Below are 23,562 nucleotides of genomic sequence, written 5' to 3' on the forward strand. Positions count from 1 at the left end.
CATGGGCGTCCTCAATGTGACGCCCGACTCGTTCAGCGACGGTGGACGCTGGGCGTCGACGGATGCCGCCATCGCCCACGGCGTCGAGCTCGCCAGGCAGGGCGCAGACATCGTGGACGTCGGAGGGGAGTCGACAAGACCCGGCGCCGAACGTGTTCCCGTACCTGCAGAGCTGGGGCGCGTGCTGCCGGTGGTCAGCGAGCTGGCTGCGCGGGGCATCCGCGTCAGCATCGACACCATGAACAGCGAGACCGCCAAGGCCGCCGTCGACGCCGGAGCGCAGATCGTGAACGACGTGTCGGGCGGGCTGGCCGATCCGGCCATGGCGCCACTCATCGCCGAGCGCGGGGTGCACTACGTGGTGATGCACTGGCGCGGGCACAGCGACCACATGAACGATCTCGCCACGTACGAGGATGCCGCCCACGACGTTCGCGACGAGCTGCTGCGCCGCGTCGACGCACTCGAAGCGCAGGGTGTCGGGGCCGAGCGGATCATCATCGACCCCGGGCTCGGATTCGCGAAGAACGCCGACCACAACTGGGACGTGCTGCACCACCTGCGCGAGTTCGAGGCGGTGGGGCTGCCCGTGCTGGTCGCTGCGTCGCGCAAGAGGTTCCTCGGAGAGTTGATGCCGCAGGGAGCATCCATTCAGGACCGCGATCTGCCGACGGCCGTCATCACGGCGCTGGCCGCCCGCGACGGCGCGTGGGGCGTGCGCGTGCACGACGTCGTGTCGACGCGCATCGCGCTCGATGTCGTTCGCTCCTGGGAGAAGGGCACCGCCGAAGAGGCTCGACACGAGAAGATGGATCGATGAGCGGCGACCGGATCACCCTGACCGGCCTGCGCGTGCGCGCACATCACGGTGTCTTCGAGTTCGAGCGCGAGCAGGGGCAGGACTTCGTGATCGACGTGACCGCGTGGCTCGACCTCGGCCCGGCGGCGCGCGGCGACGAGCTCGCAGCGACCGTGCACTACGGCGAGCTGGCCGAAGCGGTGACGGATGCCGTGACATCCGATCCGGTCGACCTGATCGAGACCGTCGCGGAGCGCGTGGCACGCGTCGTACTGTCGTTCCCCGCCGAGCGCACCGAGGTGACCGTGCACAAGCCGGATGCCCCGATCTCCGTGCCCTTCGGCGACGTCGCGGTCACGGTGGTGCGCGACCGCACCTGGTACGAGAGCGTGGTGACCCCGTGATCGCCGTGAAGCCCCGGCAGCAACGACTGCGTCCGCTGGAGCCGGCCGTCGTCGCGTTCGGCAGCAACCTCGGCGACCGCGAGGCGACCGTGAAGGCGGCGCTCGACGACCTCGCCGCGACGCCCGGGGTGCGACTGGATGCCGTCTCGCCCTTCATCGAGACCGCCGCCGTGCGCCTCGACGGCGTCGACGAGGATGCGCCGCGTTACCTGAACGGCGTCGCGCTCATCTCGACGGCGCTCGATCCGCACGGGTTGCTCGCCGAGCTGCACCGCATCGAGGATGCCCATGGCCGCGTGCGCGTCGAACGCTGGGGCGACCGCACGCTCGACCTCGACCTCATCGCGATGGGTGGCAGACAGGTGCACGACGACGAGTTGCAGCTGCCGCATCCGCGGGTATCCGAGCGGGAGTTCGTGCTCGCCCCGTGGCTCGAGGTCGACCCGGATGCCGAGCTGCCGGAGCTGGGACGCGTCGATGCGCTGCTGGCGCGGCTGCGGGCATCCGATGCCACGCCGGCGGGAGGTGCCTCGTGAGACGCACAGGACCCACCGCCCTCATCGTGCTCGGTGTCATCGGCATCGCGATCGGATACCTGCTCGAGATCGCGTTGGTCGCCGCCGGTACGTCGATGCTCATCCCGCCCATCTCGCTGTCGGTCACGTTGATCGCGATCGGGGTCATCGTGGTGCTGCTAGCCATTCCGATCAGACGCGCCGTGCGCAGCAAGGTGAGGGTGCACGTCGATCCGTTCCGTGCGATGCGCATCGCCGTGCTCGCCAAGGCGTGCAGCTTCGTCGGCGGGCTGCTCACCGGTACCGGCATCGGCATCGTGGTCTACGTGCTGACGCGCCCGGTGACGTCGCCCAGTTCGACCTGGCTGAGCGTGATCGCGGCGGTGAGTGCGGTCATCCTGCTCGTCGGCGGGCTCATCGCGGAGTCGTTCTGCGCGCTGCCGCCCTCGGACGACGAGAAGGAGCAGTCGCCCGATCACGCCCCGGCCCGCTGAAGCGGTGCGCCGCGCTGACGCTCGCTCACCTCTAACGTTCATCAGCACTGTCCCCCTCTGCCGTGCTTCGTGCCCGGACCGCCCGCGCAGCCTGTGAAAACGGTGCGCGCTGGTGCGGCCGCGTGGTGTCGCTGCGTGGTGTCGCCGCGTTTCCGGTTCGCCCAGGCCGCTCTTCAGGACATACCGCGCGACGTCCACACCATGGCCGCCTCGCCTCGTATCTCCTGCAGAAGTGCGCGACCGTCGGCGTCCTCGGTGCAAACTGGATGGCATGCCGGTCGATCTCGGGGAACTCCGCCGACTCCGTCGTGCCCGCGATCGGATGGACCGCGAATACGCCGAGCCGCTCGACGTCGAGGCGCTCGCGAGCACGGCGCTGATGTCGCAGGCGCACTTCAGCCGCAGGTTCAAGGAGACGTACTCCGAGACGCCGTACTCCTACCTGATGACACGGCGCATCGAACGCGCGAAGGCCATGTTGCGATCGACCGAGCTCAGCGTGACGGATGTCTGTTTCGCCGTCGGATGCACCAGCCTCGGCTCGTTCTCCAGCAAGTTCACTGAGCTCGTCGGCGAGAGTCCGACGGACTACCGGGCGCGCAATCACGACGCGTTGAAGATGTTCTCGCCGTGCCAGGTCATGGTGCTGACCAGGCCCCGCATCACGCGCAACGAGTCCGGCACCCAAGTGAGCAGTTTCGGAGAAGCGCCGGCGGCATCCCGCGCCTAGCGTTGCAGTCATGACAACTTCACTCAGCGGCGTGCACATCGTGGTCGACGATCCGGATGCCGCCCTCGTGTTCTACCGCGACACGCTCGGTCTGACCGTGCGCAGCGAGGTCGCCAATGGCGGCTTCCGCTGGATCACCCTCGTCACCGACAGCCAGCCCGAGGTCGAGATCGTTCTCGAGCAGCCGCACGCTGGACGCTCGGAGGAGAACGGCGATGCCGTCGCGGCCCTGCTCGCCAAGGGCGAGTTGCAGATGGTGCAGTTCCGCTCGGACGACCTCGACGCGACGTTCGAGAAGGTGTCAGCGGCGTTCGGGGCCGAGGTCGTGCAGGAGCCGACCGAGCAGTTCTGGGGTGTGCGCGACTTCGCAGTGCGTGACCCTGCAGGCAACATGGTGCGCATCGCCCAGGCCTAGGGCGCCACGCCTGGAGGACAGGCCGCGGTTCGTCGGTGGGCGGAGCGGGCCGGGCGTGCTCAGCCGCGGGGCTTGCGGTCGGCGCGACGCACCAGCGTCCATGCGATCGGCAGCAGTGCTGCGGCGATCGCCCACTTGATGATGCCGCCGAGGATGAACGGCGTGAATCCGGCGGCCATCACGGCCGCGAAGTCGTTCGGCAGGCCGAGGTTGCCCAGCACGATCGCGAGATACGGCAGACCGAACAGGAACGGCACGATGCTGGCGGCGAGGAAGCCGGCAGACGCGAGCAGCGGATGCCTGTCCCAGGCGCGCTCCGACAGCCATCCGATCAGCGCGGCCGAGAAGATGAACCCGATCACGAACCCGAAGCTCGGTGTGAGCACCGAGGCCGGTCCACCGGTGAAGTCGGCGAAGATCGGCAGGCCGGCGAGCCCGAGCAGCATGTAGAGCGTTGTCGACACGATTCCGCGCCAGGCGCCGAGGCTCGCGCCGACCAGCAGCACGGCGAGCGTCTGCCCGGTGACCGGCACCGGCCAGAGCGGCACGGAGATCTGCGCGGAGACCGCGATGAGCGCGGTGCCGGCCAGGATCAGAATGGCGTTCGTGATCGCGTTACGAGGCACGACGCGATCGGCCAGGGTCGGCACGAGGCGCTGTGTGGGGGCGGATGCTGCTGTCGACACGGTGGTCTCCGTTCGGTGGGCGTGGTCCAGAGGGTGGTGGTGTTGCGATCGAAGCGTGGGTTCCGGTGAACACCGAGCTGCTCGGTGCGCAACGTCGATCTCACACTAGACCGGGACCTCAGACGGGCTTGCTGTGCAGCGGTGACATTCGATCGGTGCATTGTTTGGCGGAATACACCAAGGGCGGCGGCCGCTCTCGTGATGCGACCACCGCCCTTGGCGAACGATGCCAGATCTGTGCTTTGCCCGTTCAGCGTTCCTCGGGAAGGACCTCAGCAGTCGGCGCACCTGTCGTGGCGTCGGGCGCGATGACGGTCTGCGGCTCGGTTCCGCCCTGGTATTGCACCGTCTTGTGCAGCACTGCCATCAGCAGCATGACCACACCGGCGGCGGCAAGGACCCACCACAGGTTGGTGTACGACTGCGCCGTCGGAACCGACACCTTCGCCCCGTTCACCGGCACGACCACGGCCGTGGCGTAGAGCACGGCAGTGAAGACCGGCGCCGCCAGAGATCCGATGGTGCCGGTCACGGTCGTCGCCGCCGCCGAGAACAGCGAAGCCTCGCTGTCTTTCGCCGCGTGCAGGAAGGCCGCGTTCGCTGTGGTGCTGCCGAGAGCGTAGGCGATGCCCCAGATGCCCATGCCCACCGCGTTCTGCCAGATCTCCGAGTGGCCGAGGGCCATGAACGTGAAGCCGACCACCGTGAGAGCGCCGGCGATGAAGAACGACGTCTTGATGCCGATACGGGTGATCACGCGACCGACGAAGAAGCCGCCGAAGAGAATGAAGAACGCCGTCGGCATCAGGAACAGCGAAGCCATCAGCACGATGTAGCCGTATCCGTAGTCGAGTTCGGGCACACCCGGCACCGGTGTGAACTCCGCGTAGCTGGTGACGGCGAGGTTCGAGATGATCGCGACGGCGGCGAAGAGGCCGGCGGCGAAGTACGCGGGAACGGCCGAGCGACGGAAGGTTCGACGCAGATCGATCATCGGTGAGCTCACGGAGAGTTCCCACCAGACCCAGCCGCCCATGGCGACGAATCCGATCACAAGCGCCAGCACCGCACCGCTGCCCCACTCGCTGGCGTAGCTGATGGCGACGGCGATCAACGTGAGTCCCACGATGAGGAGCGCGGCGCCCAGGTAATCGATGCGCGTCCGCGACTGGACCCTGTAGTCGGGAACCAGGATCCAGCCGACCACGAAGGTGAGTGCGGCGAGGACGGCCATCACCCAGAACACCGTGTGCACGCTGCCCTGAAGCTGAAGCACCGTTCCCCCGAGGAGGAACGAGAAGGCGACGCCAACGCCGACCGCGGCCGTGACGAGCCCGAGACCACGGTTGGTGCCATGGGCATCCGTCGACTTCTCCCGCACGAGAGCGAGCGAGATCGGGATCGCGGCGCTGAGCCCGAGGACGATGCGACCGATCAGCAGAAGGGTGAAGCCGGGCGCCAGAGCGCACAGCACGTTGCCGAGGGTGGTCATTGCGACGCCGAGGAGGAGAAACCGTCTCAGGCTCACTCTCTCGGCCAATCGCGTGAGCACCGGGAGAGCGCCGGCTCCCACGATGCCGAGGATCGCCAGAACCACTGTCGCCTGCGATGCCGTGAGGTGGAACTCCTCGCTCATCACGCCCAAAAGGGGGATGAGCGCCAGTGCTTGGCTGTCCCCGACGAGGACGATCAAGGCTGCGACGACGGCCACTGCTGTGACCGGGCGAATGTGAAGCCTCGCAAGTCGCAGCTCAATTCTGCCGGCCGATAATTGCGCTACAGATGTGCTGTTCATTTCCTGCCCTGTTATAAGAGAGCGCGCTGAGGACAGGTTCGACCAAGGGGCCTCGTCGCCCTGCGCGATCGTGATCGGATGAACCCTGGGATTCAGACGACCATGTCTTCATCCGCTCAGCGTCTTTAATTCGGCATCGGGGCTCGAGTTATTAGAACCGTACAGGCGACGATGCGCTTTGTATACATATTTCGTGGGATTCGTGAAAAGAAATGAATTCATTCGAAAGACGCGCACGACTGATTGCGCCGGCGTCTTCGCACGGCGTGATTCCACTATGAATGCACGTCATCGATAAGGGCGAATGAATTGCATTTTCAATTCGTCCGAGATCGAGAGCGACCGGTGAACGGGTTCCATTCGGCCGTGACTGTCACGGTCGCTCGTTGGACAGAACGAGGCTCCCTCCCGCGCCGAACATCATGCCGACGCCTTGCACGAAACTGGTGTGCACGTCGGGCACCTGCACGACGGCTTCGCCGCGCAACTGACGCACGGCCTCCTGGATGGCGAACATTCCGTACATGCCGCTGTGCGTGTAGGAGAGGCCGCCGCCCTGAGTGTTCATCGGAAGGTCTCCGCCCGGCCTGGTGTGGCCCTCGCGGAAGAACTCCGCCGATTCGCCCTTGCCGACGAACCCGGTGTCTTCGAGCATGTACAACGGCAGGTGCGCGAACGCGTCGTAGAACATCAGGTGGTCGATGTCGTCGTGCGTCACGCCGGCTGTCTCGAAGGCCTCCTTCGCGCCACGGCGGAACGGCCCGAAGCTCTCCAGATCGTCCATCTGCGAGACGATCACGCTCTCCGTTCCCTCGCCGGAACCGAGTACGTAGACGGCGCGGTCGGCCGAAGGGAGATCGCGCGCGCGTTCCGCGCTCATCAGCACGAGGGCTCCACCGGCATCCGTCACCACACAGCACATGTCACGCGTGAACGGGTAGGCGACGGGTGGCGCGGCGAGTACACCCGCCACGTCGATCGGGTCGCGACGTTGCGCTCGTTCGTTCGGAATGGCCCACAACCGCTGCGAGACCACGACCTCTGCCAGGTCCTCGCGTGTGAAACCGCGGGAGGCCATGAACGCGAGCACCGGCGTGGTGAACGACGAGTATGGCGCAAGCGCGCCGTACGGCTGCTCGAATTGTCCGCCCATCGACGACGGAGATGGCGCGTAGTGCGGCACTCCGGTGCGGGAGCGGCCGGACTCCCCGTGCGTGACGAGCACGACGTTCGCGGCGCCGGATGCGATCGCTGCCGATGCGTGTCGAACGAGTGCCATGAAGCTGCAGCCGCCGAGCATCGTGCCATCGGCCCAGCGCGGACGGAGGCCGAGCATGTCGGCGAGCTCGATGGCCGTCGGTCCCGCGGTGGCGACTCCGTCGATCTCCGAGATGTCGATTCCGGCGTCGGCGATCGCGCGACGCGCCGCATTGGTGTGCAGGTGGATCATCGATACATCCGGCACCTTGCCGATGCGATCGGTTTCGGCTGCGCCGACGATGGCGATGTTGCCACCGTGCATGCTGGGCGTCGTCATGCTCAGGCCCTCGTCTCGAGGGCGGATGCCGCGGCTGCGATCGTGGCCGCGGTGTCGGGCGTGAAGACGGGCAGGAACTGGTCGCCTCTCGGCTCGAACGCGACCTGCACGCGAAGGCCGAGTGGCAGATTCTCGGGCACCGGCTCGATGCCGACGACGTTCGTCATGAGGCGCACGCCTTCGTCGAGTTCGACCAAGGCGATCACCTGCGGTTCTTCCGTGCCGAACATCGGGAACGGGCGGTAATTGATGTTGTACGACGCGAGCGAGCCTTTACCGGAGACGACACGCCATTCGACATTGTCGGAATTGCATTTCGGGCAATAAGGGCGGGGGTAGAAGTAGAACTTCTCGCAGGAATTGCACCGCTGAATGCGAAGCTCTCCGACCGCCGTGCCTTCCCAGAACTGAAGGGTTTCCGGAGTGGGTACCGGTACTGGCCCTTGCGACACATTCGCTCCTTTTCGTGGGTATCAGTTCGAGTCCGCGCCGATGGCGCTATCGCGTTCGTGTTTCGCGCGTTCGAGCGGCCATCGCCTGCTTGTATTTGTCGACGTCTGCGGTGATATCGGCGCGCTGTGCGGCATCCGCTATTCCCTTTTCGCCGTCGAGTCCGATGAGATAGTCGATGGTCGAGATCACGGTTGATGCGGCGAACATCGAACGCGAGCCGCGCAACTGCGGATACAACCGTTGAATGAGTTCGAGCACCGTTGTGTCTCCGTCGGCGATGAACTCACGTACCTGGTCGATGCGCCTGGATCGAACATCGATCACGACGGATGTCTCCCCGACCAGATCGGTCACTATCGGTCCGTGGCCCGGTAGCCCGGTCGTCTCGTGATCGCCCGCGAACTCGCGCAGTCGCTGGAGTGAGGCGAGCAGATCGCCGAGCTTGCCCATCACGCCGGATGAGCGCCCTCCGAGCACGGTGTCGCCCGTGAGCAGGGCGCCGCGCCCGCACCCGGTGTCCGATGGCACCCAGAGGCAAATCGAGTCGTCGCTGTGACCTGGCGTGTGCAGCACCGAGACCGGCAGACCACCGACCGTGAGCACGTCGCCCTCCTTCAGGAGATCGTCGGCGAATCGAGGTGACATGCCGATCACGCGGGTGCCGAGCGAGTCTGCGAGCGTGCGCGCACCGTCGCTGTGGTCGGGATGGTCGTGGGTGAGCAGCACGGCGGAGACGGTCCGGCCGTCGAGCGTTCCCTGTCTGCGCAGTGCTTCGAGGTGCGCGGCGTTCTCGATTCCGGGGTCGACGATGATGCTCTCGTCGCCTGCGGCGATGATCCACGAGTTCGTGCCCTCGTAGGTCCAGGAGCTCGCGTTCGGTGCCAGCAGGTGCGTGACATTCGGCGTGACGAGGCGACCGACGCTGGGCGCCGGCGGCCATTCCACCGTCGAATCGATCGTCATCGTTGACCTCTCTGTGCCGAATACCTGCTGACGATCCGTAGAGCCCGCCTGAGCGCTACCGCCTGACTGCTACCGCCTGCCTGCGATCCCGCCTCGCACCCTCGTGTGGTGATCGTCGGAGATCCAAACCAGATTCTAGAATGAAGTTCTAACACGGCCATCACCTCGGTCGCAAGACGCAGCATTCACGAGTCCGTGCCCGAGGTGTGGCAAGCTCGGCCCGAAAGCAGAACGTTCGGAAGGGGGCGACGTGACCGAATCCATCGCAGCGGCGAACGCTGCAACGGACAAGCCGGCGCGTCAGTGGGGTCGAACCCAGCAGACCCGCAGGGTGATCCTGGACGCCGCACGAGACGTCTTCATCGAAGAGGGCTACGCCGATGCCAACATCGCGCACATCGTCGAACGCTCCGGCCTGAGCGTCGGCAGCGTCTACCACCACTTCAACGGCAAGGCGGATCTCTTCCTCGCGCTCTGGGACGAGTTCGAGACCGTGTACACCGAGGCGGCGACCACGGCGGTGGCCGACGCACGGCACTCCGGCGTCAGTGATCCGATCGAGCTGTTCATCGCCGGAACGCGCGCGTATCTCGAGGTGGCGCGCGGGGCATCGCGCCTCACGCTGCTGTTCCGCGGCGGTGACGGCCCTCCCGGGTACGACACGCTGGGGCGCAGGGTCGGAGCCGAGTGGATGAAGAACAACACCACGCTGCTCGGCCTGGAGGACACCCCGGTGAGCCGGCTGAAGGTGCGCATCCTCATCTCGACGGTGGTGGAGGGCGAACGCGCCATCGCCTCGGTGGAGAGCCCGTCGGAGATCGACACACTCATCGACGAGGCGATCTCGATCGTGCGCAGCATCGCGAGCCTCTGACCGAAGCCATGGATGCCGTCGGCCCGGCCGGCCGGTTGCAGCTCGGGCGCGCAGCATCTCGCTGCTCGGCGACCCATCGTCCCCCTTCGGTGCGGGCGCCGGGGCGGTGCTCGGTTCGAAGCTCGGATCGGAGCTTGACGAGACACGAGCGCGCTCATATGGTGTGAACCAGGTTCTAGAACGAGATTCAGTTCTGCGGACGTACACGGACGTCGATGGTTCCGACGAAGGTCGGTCCTCATGTCGGCAGTGTCCGGCGGCGGCGGCAGGCGCAGCGCTCGTTCGGACATCCGATCGGATCACTCACCCAATGGAGGGCTCGTGTCACAGCTGGATGGAAAGGTCGCCGTCGTCACCGGCGCGGGACGCGGAATCGGGGGTCGGACCGCGGTGCGGCTGGCATCCGATGGAGCGGCGGTCGCCGTCGTCGACATCAGCGACGAGGCGACGGTCGCGACGGTCGCCGAGATCGAGGCGGCCGGCGGGCGAGCGATCGGCGTGGCCTGCGACGTTCGGGACGAGGAATCGGTGCTCGCTGCGGCAGCGCGTGTGCAGTCGGAACTCGGAGACATCGGCGTGCTGGTGAACAACGCGGGCGTGCTGCGCGACAATCTCGTGTTCAAGATGAGCGCCAGCGACTGGGACACCGTGCTCGGGGTCCACCTGCGCGGAGCGTTCCTCTGGTCGCGCGCGGCGCAAGCGCAGATGGTGCCGGGCCGCTGGGGCAAGATCGTGAACCTGTCGAGCACCTCAGCCACCGGTAATCGCGGCCAGGCCAACTATTCGGCGGCGAAGGCCGGCATGCAGGGCTTCACCAAGGCGCTGGCCATCGAACTCGGCCCGTTCGGCATCAACGTCAATGCCGTCGCGCCCGGATTCATCGCCACCGACATGACCCGATCGACAGCCGAACGCACCGGCGTCGACTTCGAGCAGATGCAGAAGGCCGCATCGGAGCGCATCCCGGTGCGCCGCGTCGGCCGGCCGGAGGACATCGCCGGTGTCATCTCGTTCCTGGTGAGCGAGGACGCCTCGTACGTCTCCGGCCAGGTCATCTACGTGGCGGGCGGCCCCGTCGGCTGACGCCGGCATCCAGCGGCCAAGCCCACACCTGAACTCACCACATCCCAACACAACTCACGTGGAGACATTGCAATGATCGACTTCTCACTCTCGGACGAACAGCGGATGGTGCGCGACACCGTGCGCGACTTCATCGAAAAGGAGGTCATGCCGTTCGAACCGCAGGTGCTGCGCAACGAGCGACAGGGCCTGCCAGCACTCGAACCCGGTCAGCTGAAAGACCTGCAGAACAAGGCGAAGGCTGCCGGCTTCTGGGGCATCGGAACACCGGAGGAGTACGGCGGCACCGATCTCGGAGCCGTCATGACCTCGATCGTCGCCATGGAGGGCGGGCGCACCTTCGTGCCGTTCCGCTTCGGGGGCACGGCCGACAACATCCTGTACGGCGGCAACGAGGAGCAGAAGAAGGAGTACCTGATCCCGACGATCAACGGCGAGCGCCGCAGTTGTTTCGCGATCACAGAGCCGGGCGCCGGGTCGGATGCCGCGAACATCCGCACGCGCGCCGTGCACGACGGCGACGACTGGATCATCACCGGCGAGAAGATCTTCATCACGAACGGCAACGAGGCCGACTTCGTCATGGTGTTCGCCGTCACCGATCCGGAGAAGGGCGCCGAAGGCGGCATCACGTGCTTCCTGGTCGACCGTGAGATGGGCTGGACGTCGCAGCCGATCGCGACGATGGGCGAGTGGGGCCCAGCAGCGCTCAACTTCGACAACGTTCGGGTGCCGGGCAAGAACGTGCTCGGCGAGGTCGGCTGGGGCTTCAAACTGGCGATGCAGTGGATCGGCAACGGACGCTATCTGATCCCGTCCGGCGCGATCGGCGCAGCAGAGCGACTGCTGGAGATGGCGATCGAGCACGCCAAGAACCGTCAGTCGATGGGTCACGTGATCGCCGACTACCAGGCGATCCAGTGGCACATCGCCGACTCGCACATCGAGATCGAGCAGGCCAAGTGGCTGACCCTGTACGCGGCATGGTTGCTGGAGAACAACAAGGACAACCGGCATGCGGCATCCATCGCCAAGCTCACCGGGTCGGTGATGGCGAACAAGGTCGTCGACAGGGTGCTGCAGATCCACGGCGGCATGGGTTACACGAAGGAGTTGCCGATCGAGCGCTGGTACCGCGAGCTGCGACTGCTGCGCATCTTCGAGGGCACCGACGAGATTCAGAAGCGCACCATCGCCCGGAACCTCATCAAGGGCTACGCGAAGGTGAGCGACATCGGCGGCTGAACCACCCCACCCCACACGTTCGCGGCCTGAACCGATCAAGGAGGATTCATGACGGCCACCGAAGCCCTGCTCCCAGGTGTCACAGTCGACGACGTGACCCAGCTCTTCAACCCGAAGTCGATCGCACTGATCGGCGCCACCGACAAATCGCACTGGTCGATGTCGATCTACAAGAACCTGCTGGACGGTGGATTCCAGGGTTCCGTGTATCTGGTCAACCCGCGCGGCGTCGTCGTGCACGGACAGCAGTCGTACGCGAACATCGCCGACCTGCCGGAGACCGTCGACATGGCCTTCGTGATGGTGCCGACCACTGCCGTGCTCGAGGTGATGGAGAAGATCGCGGATGCCGGCATCCCGACCGCGGTCGTGCTCACCTCGGGCTTCGGCGAGGTGGGTGAGGAGGGCGCGCAGCTGGAACGGCGGCTGACCGACCTCGCCTCCGATCGCGGCATCACGGTGCTCGGCCCCAACGGCAACGGATACGTCAACGTGGCATCCGGCATCACACCGTACGGGCTGCCGATCACCGAGCCGCTGCGCAAGGGGTCGATCGGGGTCGTGCTGCAGAGCGGCGCCCTGGCGAGCGCGGTCATCCAGCTCGCTCAGACGCGCAACGCGGGCCTCAGCCTGTTGGTGTCGATGGGAAACGAGTCGATGATCTCGATGACCGATGTGATGCGCTACCTGGTCGAGGACGAGGCGACCAAGGTGATCACGCTCTTCATCGAGTCGATCAGGCATCCTGAGGACTTCATCGACGTCGCCAAGCGGGCGCTCGCCGCCGGCAAGCCCATCGTCGCGCTCAAGGTGGGCCGCAGCGCAGGCGGAGCGCGGGTCGCCAAGGCGCACACGGGTTCGCTGGTCGGCGACGACGGTGTGATCGACGCGGTCTTCAGGCAGAGCGCCGTGATCAGGGTGGACTCGCTCGAGGACCTCATCGTGACCTCAGATCTGCTCTCGCACACCGGCCCACTGCCCGGCAGGAGGGTCGGCTTCGTGACGCCGTCCGGCGGCGCCTGCGAGGTCATCTCCGACCGTGCAGAAGACGAGGGGATCGAGATTCCGGAGTTCTCAGCAGCGACGGAGGAAAAGCTGCGCCGGGTGCTGCCCGACTTCGCGAGCGTGCACAATCCGATCGACGTGACCGGTTACATTTTGATCGACGATCAACTGGCCATCAAGGCGTTGAGCGCTGTTCAGGATGACCCGAACATCGATCAGATCGTCTACGTCTCCGACCTGCCGCACGACACCCCTGCCGACGTCGACGTGGCGATCGCCAGGTACACGGCGCAGGCCGCGGCGCTCTCGCAGACGTCGAAGCCGGTCATCGTCGTCTCGAACACGATCACCGATATCACGCCGATCGGCCGCCGGGTCGCCGACGCGAGCGGATTCCCCGGCGTGGTCGGCGGTATCCATCACGGACTGACAGCACTCGGCCGGGCGATCGCATGGTCGGAGCGGTATCGGGCGGCGATCGGCAGGCGAGAGGAGGCCGTTGCAGACGACAGCCCGATCATCGTCGACGCGGCGCCCGGCGAGACGTTCGCCGAGCGAAGGGCGACAGCGCTGCTGGCAGAGCACGGCATCCCGATGGTGAAGAACGAGCTCGTGCACAGCGCCGACGAAGCGGCCGAGGCGGCCGATCGCGTCGGCTACCCGGTCGTGGTGAAGCTGTCGGCGGACGAGATCGAGCACAAGAGCGACATCGGTGGCGTCAAGCTCGATCTCCATGACGCGGACGCCGTGCGTCGCGCGTTCGACGCCGTCATCGCCGCCGGCCGGGGCGCGGAAGCAGCCGACCCTGCTGCCCTCGTTCAGCCGCAGCGCTCCGGAGGCGTCGAGCTGATCGTCGGGGCGGTGCGCGACCCCAAATGGGGCATGGTGCTGGCCGTCGGGCTCGGGGGTGTGTGGGTGGAAGTGCTGAAGGACTCGACCCTGCATCTGCTGCCTGTGAACCGCGAGCAGGTCAAGGCCGGCCTCGGTTCCCTGCGCGGCGCAAAGCTGCTCGCTGGTGCACGTGGCACCGAGGCGGCAGATCTGGATGCCGTTGCCGACGTGGTCGTGCGCATCGCGAACGTCGTCGAGCGGCTTGGCGACCGTCTCGAGTCGCTCGAGGTGAACCCGCTGCTCGTGCGCGGATCCGACATCGAAGCGCTCGACGCGCTGATCACCTGGAGGTAGAGGATGCCGCTCAACCTGGATGCCGTCGGCACCACGAGCGCCCCGTCCATCGTCGAATGGACGGCGGAGGAAGCCTTGATCTATGCGCTCGGAGTCGGGGCGGGCCAGGATGATCCGTTGAAAGAGCTGGCGTTCACCACCGAGAACACGCACGGTGTCGAGCAGCGTGTGCTGCCGACGTTCGGAGTCGTCCTCAACCAGTTCCGCGGCACGCGTCGCCTCGACATCGGAACGTTCGACCCGGCCATGCTGGTGCATGCCGAGCAGAGCGTCGAGCTGTCGGGCGCGCTGCCGGCATCCGGCGCACTCGAGGTCGTCTCGACGGTCACCGGCATTTACGACAAGGGCAGCGGGGCGCTGGTCGTCAGCGAGGCGACGGGCACACCTCCCGGCGGGGTCGTTCCGTTGGTCGTCACACGCTCCTCGCTCTTCATCAGGGGCGAGGGCGGATTCGGCGTGCGAGGACCGAAGGATGCCTGGGCCGCGCCCGAGCGCGACGCGGAGATCGTGCTCGAGGCATCCACTCGGCCCGATCAGGCGCTGCTCTACCGGCTCTCCGGCGATCACAACCCCCTGCACACCGACCCGGCGTACGCGGCGCGTGCCGGGTTCCCGAAACCGATCCTGCACGGCATGGCCACCTATGGAGTGGTCGGCAGGGTGCTGCTGAACGCGCTCGCCGACGGCGACATCGAGCGGTTCGCAGGCATGAGTGGCCGGTTCAGCAAGCCGGTCTTCCCCGGCGAGCGGCTGAGCGTGCAGGTCTGGACTGCCGACGAGGGCGGTCTCGAACACCTGTTCCGGGTGGCGAACGATTGCGACGAGGTCGTGCTCGATCGCGGCACGTTCACGCTGCGGGCGGCGTGAAGCCGCTGCGGTTCGAAATGGTCGGTGGAGTGAGACGCGGGAGAAGAGGCGCATGAGAATCGTCGTTCTCGTCAAGGAGGTGCCCGACACCTATGGCGCGCGCAAGCTCGATCTCGAGACCGGGCTGGCGCTGCGGGATGCCGGCGACAAGGTGCTCGACGAAGTGGGCGAACGCGCGCTCGAGGTTGCGATCTCGTATGCCGAGTCGGCGCCGGGCACCGAGGTCGTCGCCCTCACCGCCGGCCCGGAGTCGGCGGCGAACTCGGTGCGCAAGGCGCTCGCCATGGGTGCAGATCGCGCCGTGCATGTAGCCGACGACGCTCTCGCCGGCGCTGACCTGACACTGACCTCGCAGGTGCTGGCTGCCGCACTCGCCGACCTGTCTGCGGATCTGATTCTCGCCGGCAACGTCTCGACGGACGGCTCGGGCGGGGTGATCCCCGCCATGATCGCCGAGAGGCTCGGCCTCGCCAATGTGACGGCGCTCGACAGCGTCGAGCTTGCCGAGGGCGTGCTGCGCGGGGAGAGGGCCGCGGACGGCGGTCGCAGCAAGGTCGAGGCATCCCTGCCCGTCGTCGCGTCGATCACGGAGCAACTGCCCGACCCGCGATTCGCGAGCCTCAAGGGCATCATGGCGGCGAAGAAGAAGCCCTACGACACGCTTTCGCTCGCCTCTCTCGGGGTCGACGCCGATGCTCTGGTGCCCCGTTCCATCATGATCGCCGTCGCCGAGCACCCGCCGCGTGAGGCCGGCGTGAAGGTCGTCGACTCCGGCGACGCCGGTCACCAGCTCGCCGAGTTCCTCGCCCGGAAGGGGCTGGTGTGACCGTGGCGCAGCATGACGGAGCCGCCGTATATCCGCAGGATGCAGTCCTGGTGCTGGTCGAGACGTCGGCGGACGGCAGACCTGCGAAGACCGTCGCCCAGCTCGTCTCCGTTGCGGCTGCGGTGGGCACTCCGGTGGCGTTGGTGGTGACGGCGGCGGGGCCCGATGAAGGGGCCGTCGAAGCGTTGGGACGACTCGGCGTCGGACACGTGCTGGTGGCGGAGCGAACGGACGAGGCATCCGTCGTCGGCGCCGCCTACACGGATGCCCTCGCCGCGGCGGCCACGCTCGTCGCGCCGGAGGCGGTGCTGGTGTCGAACACGATCGACTCCCGCGACGCGGCGGCACGGTTCGCCGTGCGTTCGGGGAACGCGCTCGCCGTGGACGCCGTCGGTGTGTCCCGCGACAACGAGGGGATCGTCGCCCACCATTCCGTCTACGGCGGGGCGTACGACGTCGACTCCGCGGTGACCTTCGGCGCGGCCGTGATCACGCTTCGCGCCGGAGCTGCCGGGCCCACACCCTCGCCGGTCACGCCCACGGTGCGCCGGCTGAACGCGGAGGCGTCGACGCCGGTCGTCGCGGTCGTGTCGAGGGATGATGGGGAGCCGGCATCCGAGCGTCCTGAGCTTCGTGGCGCAGCGCGAGTCGTCGCCGGTGGTCGGGGGCTCGGCTCGAAGGAGCAGTTCGAGCTCGTCGACAGGCTGGCCGACGTGCTCGGTGCCGCAGTCGGTGCGTCGAGGGCCGCGGTCGACGCCGGATACATCCCCTACGCGCACCAGGTCGGTCAGACCGGCGTCTCTGTGTCGCCGCAGCTCTACGTCGCACTGGGCATCTCCGGTGCGATCCAGCACCTGGCAGGAATGCAGACGGCCAAGACCATCGTGGCGGTCAACAAGGATGCCTCGGCACCGATCTTCGAGATCGCCGACTTCGGCATCGTCGGCGACGTGTTCGAGGTCGTACCGCAGCTGATCTCCGCGATCGAGTCGAAGCGGGCCTGAACTGGAATGACAGAGGAGACGAGCCCCAGGCCGATCCGTCGCGGGCTGCCGCGCGTGCACGGAGGAGCGGCGTGGCCGGAGGCCACGCAGGTTCCGGTGGGCGTGGCACCGGCGGCGGGCGAGGCGGCTGAGCACGTCGTGTCCGAGCCGCTCGCCGGTGAACGCACGACGGTCGTGGCCGGCGACACGACGGTCGTGCCGCCGCCGATCCGCCAGGCGATCGCTCCAACGCTCCCCGCCCGGCCGGACCGGGTGCGCCGAGGGTTGCCGAGAACGCACGACGGAGAACCGTGGCCGCCAGCGCCAGCGCCAGCGCCAGCTCCGGCGCCAGCGTCGGAGTCGGAGCCGCTCGCCGTGCCCGCGCCCCTCGCGCCGATCGAGACCGTGCCCGCTTCTCCCGAGGAGCCGGTGCGCACCGAGCCGGTCGACACCGCACCGCCGGAAGCCGCTCCATCCGCGTCGGAGCGAGGTCCCGCACCCGGCGCAACGAGGCTCTACCGGGGACGCAGCGCCACCCAGTGGGTGTGGCGGTCGATCGGGGCCGCGGTCGCGATCATCGCGGCAGCGGGCATCCTGGTGCTCGCTGCTCGCGGCCTGCTCACGTTCCGATTCGTGCAGGACTTCGTGCACACGTATCCGGGCGACTACGCACTGCCCGCGAGCGCGCCGGTCGGATTCCCTGCGTGGGTTGGTTGGCAGCACTTCTGCAACGCGTTCCTGGTAGTGCTGATCATCCGTTCCGGTATCCAGGTGAGGCGTGAGAGTAGACCGAAGGCGAGCTGGACACCGCGCTGGAACGCCAATCGCAAGATCAGCCTCACGCTGTGGCTGCACCAGTCGCTCGACCTGCTCTGGATCGTGAACGGCCTCCTCTTCGTCGTGCTGCTGTTCTGCACAGGGCAGTGGATGCGCGTGATCCCGACCAGCTGGTCGGTGTTCCCGAATGCGGTCTCCGCCGCGCTGCACTACGCGTCGCTGAACTGGCCGACCGACGATGGCTGGGCCAACTACAACAGCCTGCAGCAGCTCACGTACTTCGCGACGGTCTTCGTCGCGGCGCCGCTCGCGGCGGTGACCGGCGTACGGATGTCGGGCCTCTGGCCGAAGAAAGCCGAACGCTTGAGCCGGGTGTATCCGGTCGAGCTAGCGAGAGCCATCCACTTTCCCGTCATGGTCTACTTCGTCGCCTTCATCGTGGTGCACGTCGCGCTGGTGTTCTCGACGGGGGCCCTCCGCAATCTCAACCACATGTACGGCGGGAGCGATCAGGTGAACTGGGTGGGATTCTGGATCTTCGTCGTCTCCGTTCTGGTGATGGCCGGCGGCTGGATTGCGGCGCGTCCCGTCATCGTCGCGCCGATCGCATCGCTGTTCGGCAGAGTCGGCCGGTGACCTCCGCGTACCGTGGTTCCACGGCGAGGCTTCTTCTGCTCGCCGGAGCGATGTTCATGGTGGGAACCAACGCATCGGTGATCGCCGGGCTCTTGCCCCAGATCGCGAACCAGCTCGGTACGACCCAGGCGACGGTGAGCTACTCGATCACGGTCTACGCGGTCATCGTGGCGATCGCCGCGCCGCTGGCATCCATTTTTCTGGCGCGTGCATCGCGTGCCGTGCTGATGGCGTGTGGTGCGGCCTTCTTCTCGATCGGCACCATCGTCGCCGCGACCAGCGTCAACGTCGAAGGGTTCATCGGCGGTCGCGGCATCGCGGCCCTTGGCGGGGCTGCGCTGGTGCCGACGGCCAGCGCCGTGGCGACATCCCTCGTGCCGCCGGAACGTCGTGGCAGGGCGCTCGCCATGGTGAGCGCAGGCTTCACCCTGTCGGGCGCAATCGGCACCCCGCTCGGCACCGCCCTCGGCAGCATTGCGAGCTGGCGGCTGCCGATGTGGTGCCTGGCGAGCATCGGGATCATCGTCGGCATCGGCATCGCACTGCTGTTCCGAAAGATTCCGACCGCGGCACCTGTGCCGATCCGACGCCGCCTGGCACCCCTGGCCGACAGGCGAGTGATCGCCGCGGTGCTGACGACTCTCTTCATGGTCGTCGCCTTCAACGTCGTGTTCATCTTCAGTGCGAGCCTGACGTCAGGGGCGACGGGCGGCGAGGGCACACTCCTCGCTGTGCTGTTGATGGGCTATGGACTCGCCGGCGTCGTCGGCAATCTGATCGCCGGTCCGGTCACCGACCGCTACGGCAGCAGGGTGATCGCGGTGATCGCGTTGGTCGCTGTCGGCATCCTTCTCGGCGTGCTCCCACTGACCGTGTGGTCGTTCCCGCTCTGCCTGATGGTGTTCGCCGTCTGGGGCTTCGTGGCGGCGGGCACGAGCGTGCCCGTTCAGCACAGGCTTGTGGTCATCGACCCTGATGCCGCAGCCGTCACACTGTCGTGGAACTCCACAGCGATGTACGTCGGAATCGCGCTCTCCCCGCCGCTCGGCAACTTCGTGATCGGTCTCGGCGGTCCGCTGCTCACGCCGGTGGCGGGCGTCATCTGCGTCGGGCTGGCGCTGGTGTCGTTCCTGATCGGGCTTCTGCCGACGCGATCTCGCGTATCTGTTCGCTCGGTCCGCGGCGGCTCGGCGGCCCTGCTTGCTGTGCCGGTCGCGGAGCGGGCGACGTGCGTCGACCCCGCCCCGTGAGTGCGAAGCACCCTTCGACCCTTCGACTCGCTGCGCTCGCTCAGGACGGCGCTCGCTCAGGGAGCCGACGTCCACCGCGTAGGCGCAGGCGCCATCAGTACGATGGTGTGCACCCATCGGCAGAGGCGAGGAGCACAGTGTCGCAACGACTTGACGTGGCCGCGCAGTGGCGTCGTGTGTCGCCGAAGTACGTCGTCGTCGTGCTGGTGAGTTCCCTGATCGGGGGCGTGATCGCCGCTGCGATCGCCGTGTTCGCCTGGCTGGTTCTCGGCTGGGGCTGGGCGTGGATCGCCCTCATCGTCATCGTCGTGATCGCGCTCGTGCAGCTCATCATCGCTCCGCGTCGTGCCAGGGCGATCGGGTATCAGCTGCGCGACGACGATCTGTTGATCCGCCGCGGCATCATGTTCCAGCGCTTCGTCGCCGTTCCGTACGGCCGCATGCAACTGCTCGACATCGAGCGCGGTCCGATCGACCGTGTGCTCGGCCTGGCCGAGCTCAAGTTCGTGACGGCGGCGGCGTCGAGCAGGGTCTCGATCCCCGGGCTCGTCGACACGGATGCCGCGTGGCTGCGCGATCGCCTCGTCGAGCTTGCCGAGGCGCGCAGGACGGGGCTCTGACGTTCTCGTGACCGAGACCTATTCGGCGGCGACGGGGCTCGCCGACGGCGAGTGGCATCGGATGCACAAGGCGACCCCGTTCCTGCGCGGCGGGATCGCCATCGTCGCCGTCGCCGGCGTGATCATCGCGAATCTGCGCGAACGCATCGTCAACCTCTTTCTCGGAACGCCCGACTATCCGTCAGGCGATCCGGTCGACGCGATCATCAAGCACAACTTCGAATGGCCGGCGATCGGCATCGCGGTGGTGGTGATCGCAGCCTGCGTCGGCGTCTTCACGTTGTCGTGGCGAGTGCAGACGTTCCGCGTGACGAACGAAGCCGTCGAACTGCGCAGCGGCATCCTGAGGCGACAAGAGCGCAAGGCCAGGCTCGATCGCATCCAGGGCATCAATGTTCAGCGGCCCATCTTCGCCAGGGTGTTCGGCGCAGCGAAGCTCGAGATCGTGGTCGCCGGCCACGACGCCAACCTCGACCTCGCCTATCTGCCGTCGAAGGTGACCGAGACCCTCCGGCGTGAGATCCTGCGCCTGGCGTCGGGTGTGCGGGCCGAGGAAAACGTGCAACGCGACGCCGCGGGGGCGCCCTTCGACTCGCCTGCGGCTCCCGCAGAGGGCGGCGGCTCGGCATCGTCGTCCTTGCGCGGGTCGGCCCGCGACGTCGTCGCCGACCGCGTCGACGAGTTCATCAGCCCGGCCGATCTCGATCCGGATGCCGCGCCACCGGCATCCGTGGTGCGCATGCATCCCGGCCGGCTTGCCGGCTCGCTGCTGTTGAGTGGACCAAGCATCGTGATGCTGCTCATCGTGATCGCGATCATCGTGGGCGCGGCGACCGGACGTTTGTGGCTGATCATCCTGATCTTCCCGATGGTGCTGAGCCTTGGCGGGCTCTACATCCGCCGCTTCAGCAAGGCCGTCCGTTACAACATCGCGGGCAGCGACCAGGGCGTGCGTATCGGCTTCGGACTGCTCACCACCAGCAGCGAGACCGTGCCGCCCCGGCGCATCCACGCGGTCGAACTACTGCAGCCGCTCGCCTGGCGTCCGTTCGGATGGTGGCAGGTGCGCATGAACACTGCAGGGCACACCCGCGGACGCAACTCGGCGGGCGAGTCCCGCACCACGACGCTGCCGGTCGGCAACCGCCGCGACGTGCAGCGCGTGCTTCCCCTGCTGCTCCCCGGTATGGACGACGTTGTGCGGGATGCCATCGCGCACGCGGGCATGACGGCTCGCGCCGACCAGTCCGCATTCTCGTCTGCACCGGGGAGGGCCGCATGGCTGCGACCGTTCTCGTGGCGCAAGACCGGCTACACGATCGCGGACGGCGTGATCGTCGTGCGGCACGGCGCGATCTGGCGACGCGTCGTGTTCGTGCCGCTCGCGCGCATGCAGAGTGTCGAGGTGGAGCAGGGGCCGGTGCGGCGCATCCTCGACCTGGCATCCGCCGACGTGCACCTCATCGACGGACCGGTCCACGCGAGGCTGCCGGTAGTCGATGTGCGGTCCGCCGAAGAACTCTTCGCGCTCGCGGGCGCAGGAGCGATCGCGTTCGCCGAGAGCGAGGCAGAGCACGGCACGCCTCCCGCACCGTCGAACACAGGGAGGGATGCCTGATGGCCGCCAGATCGGGACGCCTCGGGGTCGGCATCGTGGGCGCGGGCCGCGTCGGCGCCGTGCTCGGCGCGGCGCTCGCCGGAGCGGGGCACGCCCTTGTCGGCATCGCGACGTCGAGCCAGCAGAACCGCGAGCGTGCCGAGGCTCTGCTGCCCGGTGTTCCCGTTCTGTCGGTGCCCGACGTGATCGAACGCGCCGAGTTGGTGCTTCTGGCCGTGCCGGGCTCTGAGCTGCCCACCCTCGTGAACGGGCTCGCGCTCACGGGTGCGTGGCAACCCGGACAGCTCGTTGTGCACACCGCGCCCGAGTTCGGGGTCGGTGTGCTCACGCCGGCACTGCAGCGGGGCGCCATTCCGCTCGCGCTGCATCCTGCGATGGTGTTCAGCGGCACGAGTCTCGACCTCGCCAGGCTCGCCGAGAGCTACTTCGCCGTCACAGCGCCCGCTCCCGTGCTGCCGATCGGACAGGCGCTCGTCGTCGAGATGGGCGGCGAACCTGTGATCGTCGACGAGAGAGCTCGCGCGGCGTACGCGGAGGCGGTCTCGACGGCGACCACGTTCTCGCGCTCGATCGTGGAGCAGGCATCCGGAATCCTCGCGGGACTCGGAATCGAGAATCCCGGGGCATACCTGTCCTCGCTGGTGCGTTCATCCGTCGACGAGGCGCTGCGCAGGGCCGGGGCGCCGACGGAGCTCGACGTGCTCGACGTGCCAGGGCTGCTCGGCGGGGTCGGGCCGCTCGACGGAACCGGGCCGGGCGACGGGACGGGCTCGCTCGACGCGGGTGGAGACATCCGCGGCCTCGATCTCGACGTGGACCGTTTCGATACCGACGACCCCGAAGAACCGGAGGAGAGATGACCGAGCCGCGTGTGGTGCACACGATCGCCGGCATACGAGACGAGGTGCAGCATGCCCGTGCCCGTGGCGCGCGCGTCGCCCTCGTGCCGACGATGGGCGCTTTGCACGCCGGGCACCTGGCGCTCGTGCGCCGCGCGCGCGAACTCGCCGACGTCGTGGTCGTCTCCATCTTCGTGAACCCGCTGCAGTTCGGGCCGAACGAGGACTTCGAACGTTATCCCCGCACGCTCGACGCCGATCTGACGGCGCTGGACGACCTCGCGGACCTCGTGTTCGCGCCGTCTGCCGCCGAGATGTACCCGAGCGGGCCGACGCAGACCCGGGTCACCGGCGGCGAGGTCGCAGAGCTCCTCGACGGTGCGTCGCGGCCAGGGCACTTCGACGGCATGCTCACGGTGGTGGCCAAGCTGCTGAACATCGTGCAGCCGCACTTCGCGATGTTCGGACAGAAGGATGCCCAACAGGTCTTCCTGGTGCGGCAGATGGTCACCGACCTGAACCTGCCGGTGTCGATCGAGGCGGTTGAGACCGTACGAGAGGGAGACGGACTGGCGCTGTCGAGCCGCAACGGGTTCCTGGACGGCCAGGCGCGCAAAGCGGCCGTCGTGCTCTCGGTCGCGCTGGCGGATGCCGCAGCAGCGGCTCACGACGGCGCCTCGGCAGCACTCGCCGCCGGTCTGGAGCGCGTCGACGCCGTGTCTGGAGCCTCCGGGGCGACCGTTAAGCTTGATTACCTGGCCATCGTCGACCCGCAGACCTTCCGTTCCGTCGCAGAGGCGTATCGCGGACCCGCCATCGCGCTGATCGCGGCCCGGGTGGGCGAGACGCGACTCATCGACAACGCGAGCGTCGTGATCGGGTGAGGCGGCCGCACGATCGCAATACCGCAGAACCGCACCACCGCAGGTTGAGGAGCACGCGCAGGCGTGCGTCTTGAAACCG

24 protein-coding genes are annotated in these 23,562 nt (G+C 67.4%); 19 read left to right on the forward strand and 5 right to left on the reverse strand.

Features of this window, described 5'->3' with window-relative positions; genetic code table 11:
- Position 1 precedes the first annotated feature (1 nt).
- The 6 genes from folP to MJ603_RS03225 all read left to right on the forward strand — a co-directional run bounded on the left by folP (position 2) and on the right by MJ603_RS03225 (position 3,357).
- Complete coding sequence (folP, locus tag MJ603_RS03200) at positions 2 to 820, forward strand: dihydropteroate synthase (RefSeq protein ID WP_243062209.1); 819 nt, start codon at positions 2 to 4, stop codon at positions 818 to 820.
- On the forward strand, positions 817 to 1,203 hold the full coding sequence (folB, locus tag MJ603_RS03205) for a dihydroneopterin aldolase (protein ID WP_243062210.1): 387 nt from the start codon (positions 817 to 819) through the stop codon (positions 1,201 to 1,203). The genes folP and folB overlap by 4 nt, the downstream gene beginning before the upstream one ends.
- Positions 1,200 to 1,739 carry a 2-amino-4-hydroxy-6-hydroxymethyldihydropteridine diphosphokinase gene (gene folK / locus MJ603_RS03210; RefSeq protein WP_243062211.1) on the forward strand — a complete coding sequence of 180 codons (540 nt, stop codon included), beginning with the start codon at positions 1,200 to 1,202 and terminating at the stop codon, positions 1,737 to 1,739. Before folB ends, folK begins: the two co-directional genes overlap by 4 nt.
- Positions 1,736 to 2,212: a DUF3180 domain-containing protein gene (locus tag MJ603_RS03215; RefSeq protein WP_243062212.1), complete on the forward strand. Its 477-nt coding sequence runs from the start codon at positions 1,736 to 1,738 to the stop codon at positions 2,210 to 2,212. Before folK ends, MJ603_RS03215 begins: the two co-directional genes overlap by 4 nt.
- A 271-nt stretch (positions 2,213 to 2,483) precedes the next feature.
- Entirely contained in the window at positions 2,484 to 2,942 is a 459-nt protein-coding gene (locus MJ603_RS03220; protein WP_243062213.1) for a helix-turn-helix transcriptional regulator, read from the forward strand.
- Positions 2,943 to 2,952: 10 nt separating this feature from the next.
- On the forward strand, positions 2,953 to 3,357 hold the full coding sequence (locus tag MJ603_RS03225) for a VOC family protein (RefSeq protein WP_243062214.1): 405 nt from the start codon (positions 2,953 to 2,955) through the stop codon (positions 3,355 to 3,357).
- A gap of 59 nt (positions 3,358 to 3,416) precedes the next feature.
- Here the strand turns inward: MJ603_RS03225 and MJ603_RS03230 are convergent, their stop codons facing one another.
- The 5 genes from MJ603_RS03230 to MJ603_RS03250 form a co-directional block, all read right to left on the reverse strand.
- Complete coding sequence (locus MJ603_RS03230; protein ID WP_243062215.1) at positions 3,417 to 4,043, reverse strand: biotin transporter BioY; 627 nt, start codon at positions 4,041 to 4,043, stop codon at positions 3,417 to 3,419.
- A gap of 250 nt (positions 4,044 to 4,293) precedes the next feature.
- Positions 4,294 to 5,754, reverse strand: a complete 1,461-nt coding sequence (locus tag MJ603_RS03235) for an MFS transporter (protein WP_243062216.1) — start codon at positions 5,752 to 5,754, stop codon at positions 4,294 to 4,296.
- A 457-nt stretch (positions 5,755 to 6,211) separates the two neighbouring features.
- A complete protein-coding gene (locus MJ603_RS03240; protein WP_243062217.1) occupies positions 6,212 to 7,375 on the reverse strand; it encodes a hypothetical protein in 1,164 nt (387 codons plus the stop codon).
- A gap of 2 nt (positions 7,376 to 7,377) precedes the next feature.
- Positions 7,378 to 7,827, reverse strand: a complete 450-nt coding sequence (locus MJ603_RS03245; protein ID WP_243062218.1) for a Zn-ribbon domain-containing OB-fold protein — start codon at positions 7,825 to 7,827, stop codon at positions 7,378 to 7,380.
- A gap of 46 nt (positions 7,828 to 7,873) precedes the next feature.
- Positions 7,874 to 8,791 carry an MBL fold metallo-hydrolase gene (locus MJ603_RS03250; protein WP_243062219.1) on the reverse strand — a complete coding sequence of 306 codons (918 nt, stop codon included), beginning with the start codon at positions 8,789 to 8,791 and terminating at the stop codon, positions 7,874 to 7,876.
- 250 nt (positions 8,792 to 9,041) lie between these two features.
- Here MJ603_RS03250 and MJ603_RS03255 point away from each other — a divergent pair, with 250 nt between their 5' ends.
- The 13 genes from MJ603_RS03255 to panC all read left to right on the forward strand — a co-directional run bounded on the left by MJ603_RS03255 (position 9,042) and on the right by panC (position 23,483).
- A complete protein-coding gene (locus tag MJ603_RS03255) occupies positions 9,042 to 9,665 on the forward strand; it encodes a TetR/AcrR family transcriptional regulator (RefSeq protein WP_243062220.1) in 624 nt (207 codons plus the stop codon).
- 321 nt (positions 9,666 to 9,986) lie between these two features.
- On the forward strand, positions 9,987 to 10,748 hold the full coding sequence (locus MJ603_RS03260) for an SDR family NAD(P)-dependent oxidoreductase (RefSeq protein WP_374230801.1): 762 nt from the start codon (positions 9,987 to 9,989) through the stop codon (positions 10,746 to 10,748).
- A gap of 72 nt (positions 10,749 to 10,820) precedes the next feature.
- The gene (locus tag MJ603_RS03265; RefSeq protein ID WP_243062221.1) at positions 10,821 to 11,993 is read left to right on the forward strand and encodes an acyl-CoA dehydrogenase family protein; all 1,173 of its coding nucleotides are present in this window, start codon (positions 10,821 to 10,823) and stop codon (positions 11,991 to 11,993) included.
- 48 nt (positions 11,994 to 12,041) lie between these two features.
- Positions 12,042 to 14,183 (forward strand): acetate--CoA ligase family protein, encoded by a 2,142-nt coding sequence (locus tag MJ603_RS03270; protein ID WP_243062222.1) that lies wholly within the window; start codon positions 12,042 to 12,044, stop codon positions 14,181 to 14,183.
- 3 nt (positions 14,184 to 14,186) lie between these two features.
- Entirely contained in the window at positions 14,187 to 15,050 is an 864-nt protein-coding gene (locus MJ603_RS03275; protein ID WP_243062223.1) for a MaoC/PaaZ C-terminal domain-containing protein, read from the forward strand.
- Between the two features lie 52 nt (positions 15,051 to 15,102).
- Positions 15,103 to 15,876 (forward strand): electron transfer flavoprotein subunit beta/FixA family protein, encoded by a 774-nt coding sequence (locus MJ603_RS03280; RefSeq protein ID WP_243062224.1) that lies wholly within the window; start codon positions 15,103 to 15,105, stop codon positions 15,874 to 15,876.
- Entirely contained in the window at positions 15,873 to 16,880 is a 1,008-nt protein-coding gene (locus tag MJ603_RS03285; protein WP_243062225.1) for an electron transfer flavoprotein subunit alpha/FixB family protein, read from the forward strand. The genes MJ603_RS03280 and MJ603_RS03285 overlap by 4 nt, the downstream gene beginning before the upstream one ends.
- A gap of 6 nt (positions 16,881 to 16,886) precedes the next feature.
- Positions 16,887 to 18,272 carry a cytochrome b/b6 domain-containing protein gene (locus tag MJ603_RS03290; RefSeq protein WP_243062226.1) on the forward strand — a complete coding sequence of 462 codons (1,386 nt, stop codon included), beginning with the start codon at positions 16,887 to 16,889 and terminating at the stop codon, positions 18,270 to 18,272.
- Complete coding sequence (locus MJ603_RS03295; RefSeq protein WP_243062227.1) at positions 18,269 to 19,522, forward strand: MFS transporter; 1,254 nt, start codon at positions 18,269 to 18,271, stop codon at positions 19,520 to 19,522. The genes MJ603_RS03290 and MJ603_RS03295 overlap by 4 nt, the downstream gene beginning before the upstream one ends.
- 137 nt (positions 19,523 to 19,659) lie before the next feature.
- A complete protein-coding gene (locus tag MJ603_RS03300) occupies positions 19,660 to 20,142 on the forward strand; it encodes a PH domain-containing protein (protein ID WP_243062228.1) in 483 nt (160 codons plus the stop codon).
- Between the two features lie 7 nt (positions 20,143 to 20,149).
- Positions 20,150 to 21,760 carry a PH domain-containing protein gene (locus MJ603_RS03305; RefSeq protein ID WP_243062229.1) on the forward strand — a complete coding sequence of 537 codons (1,611 nt, stop codon included), beginning with the start codon at positions 20,150 to 20,152 and terminating at the stop codon, positions 21,758 to 21,760.
- Positions 21,760 to 22,620, forward strand: a complete 861-nt coding sequence (locus MJ603_RS03310; protein ID WP_243062230.1) for a DUF2520 domain-containing protein — start codon at positions 21,760 to 21,762, stop codon at positions 22,618 to 22,620. The genes MJ603_RS03305 and MJ603_RS03310 overlap by 1 nt, the downstream gene beginning before the upstream one ends.
- The gene (gene panC, locus MJ603_RS03315; protein ID WP_243062231.1) at positions 22,617 to 23,483 is read left to right on the forward strand and encodes a pantoate--beta-alanine ligase; all 867 of its coding nucleotides are present in this window, start codon (positions 22,617 to 22,619) and stop codon (positions 23,481 to 23,483) included. The genes MJ603_RS03310 and panC overlap by 4 nt, the downstream gene beginning before the upstream one ends.
- The last annotated feature ends 79 nt before the right edge of the window (positions 23,484 to 23,562 follow it).

The sequence above is a fragment of the Humibacter sp. RRB41 genome (assembly GCF_022761015.1).
Classification (GTDB): Bacteria; Actinomycetota; Actinomycetes; order Actinomycetales; family Microbacteriaceae; genus Humibacter.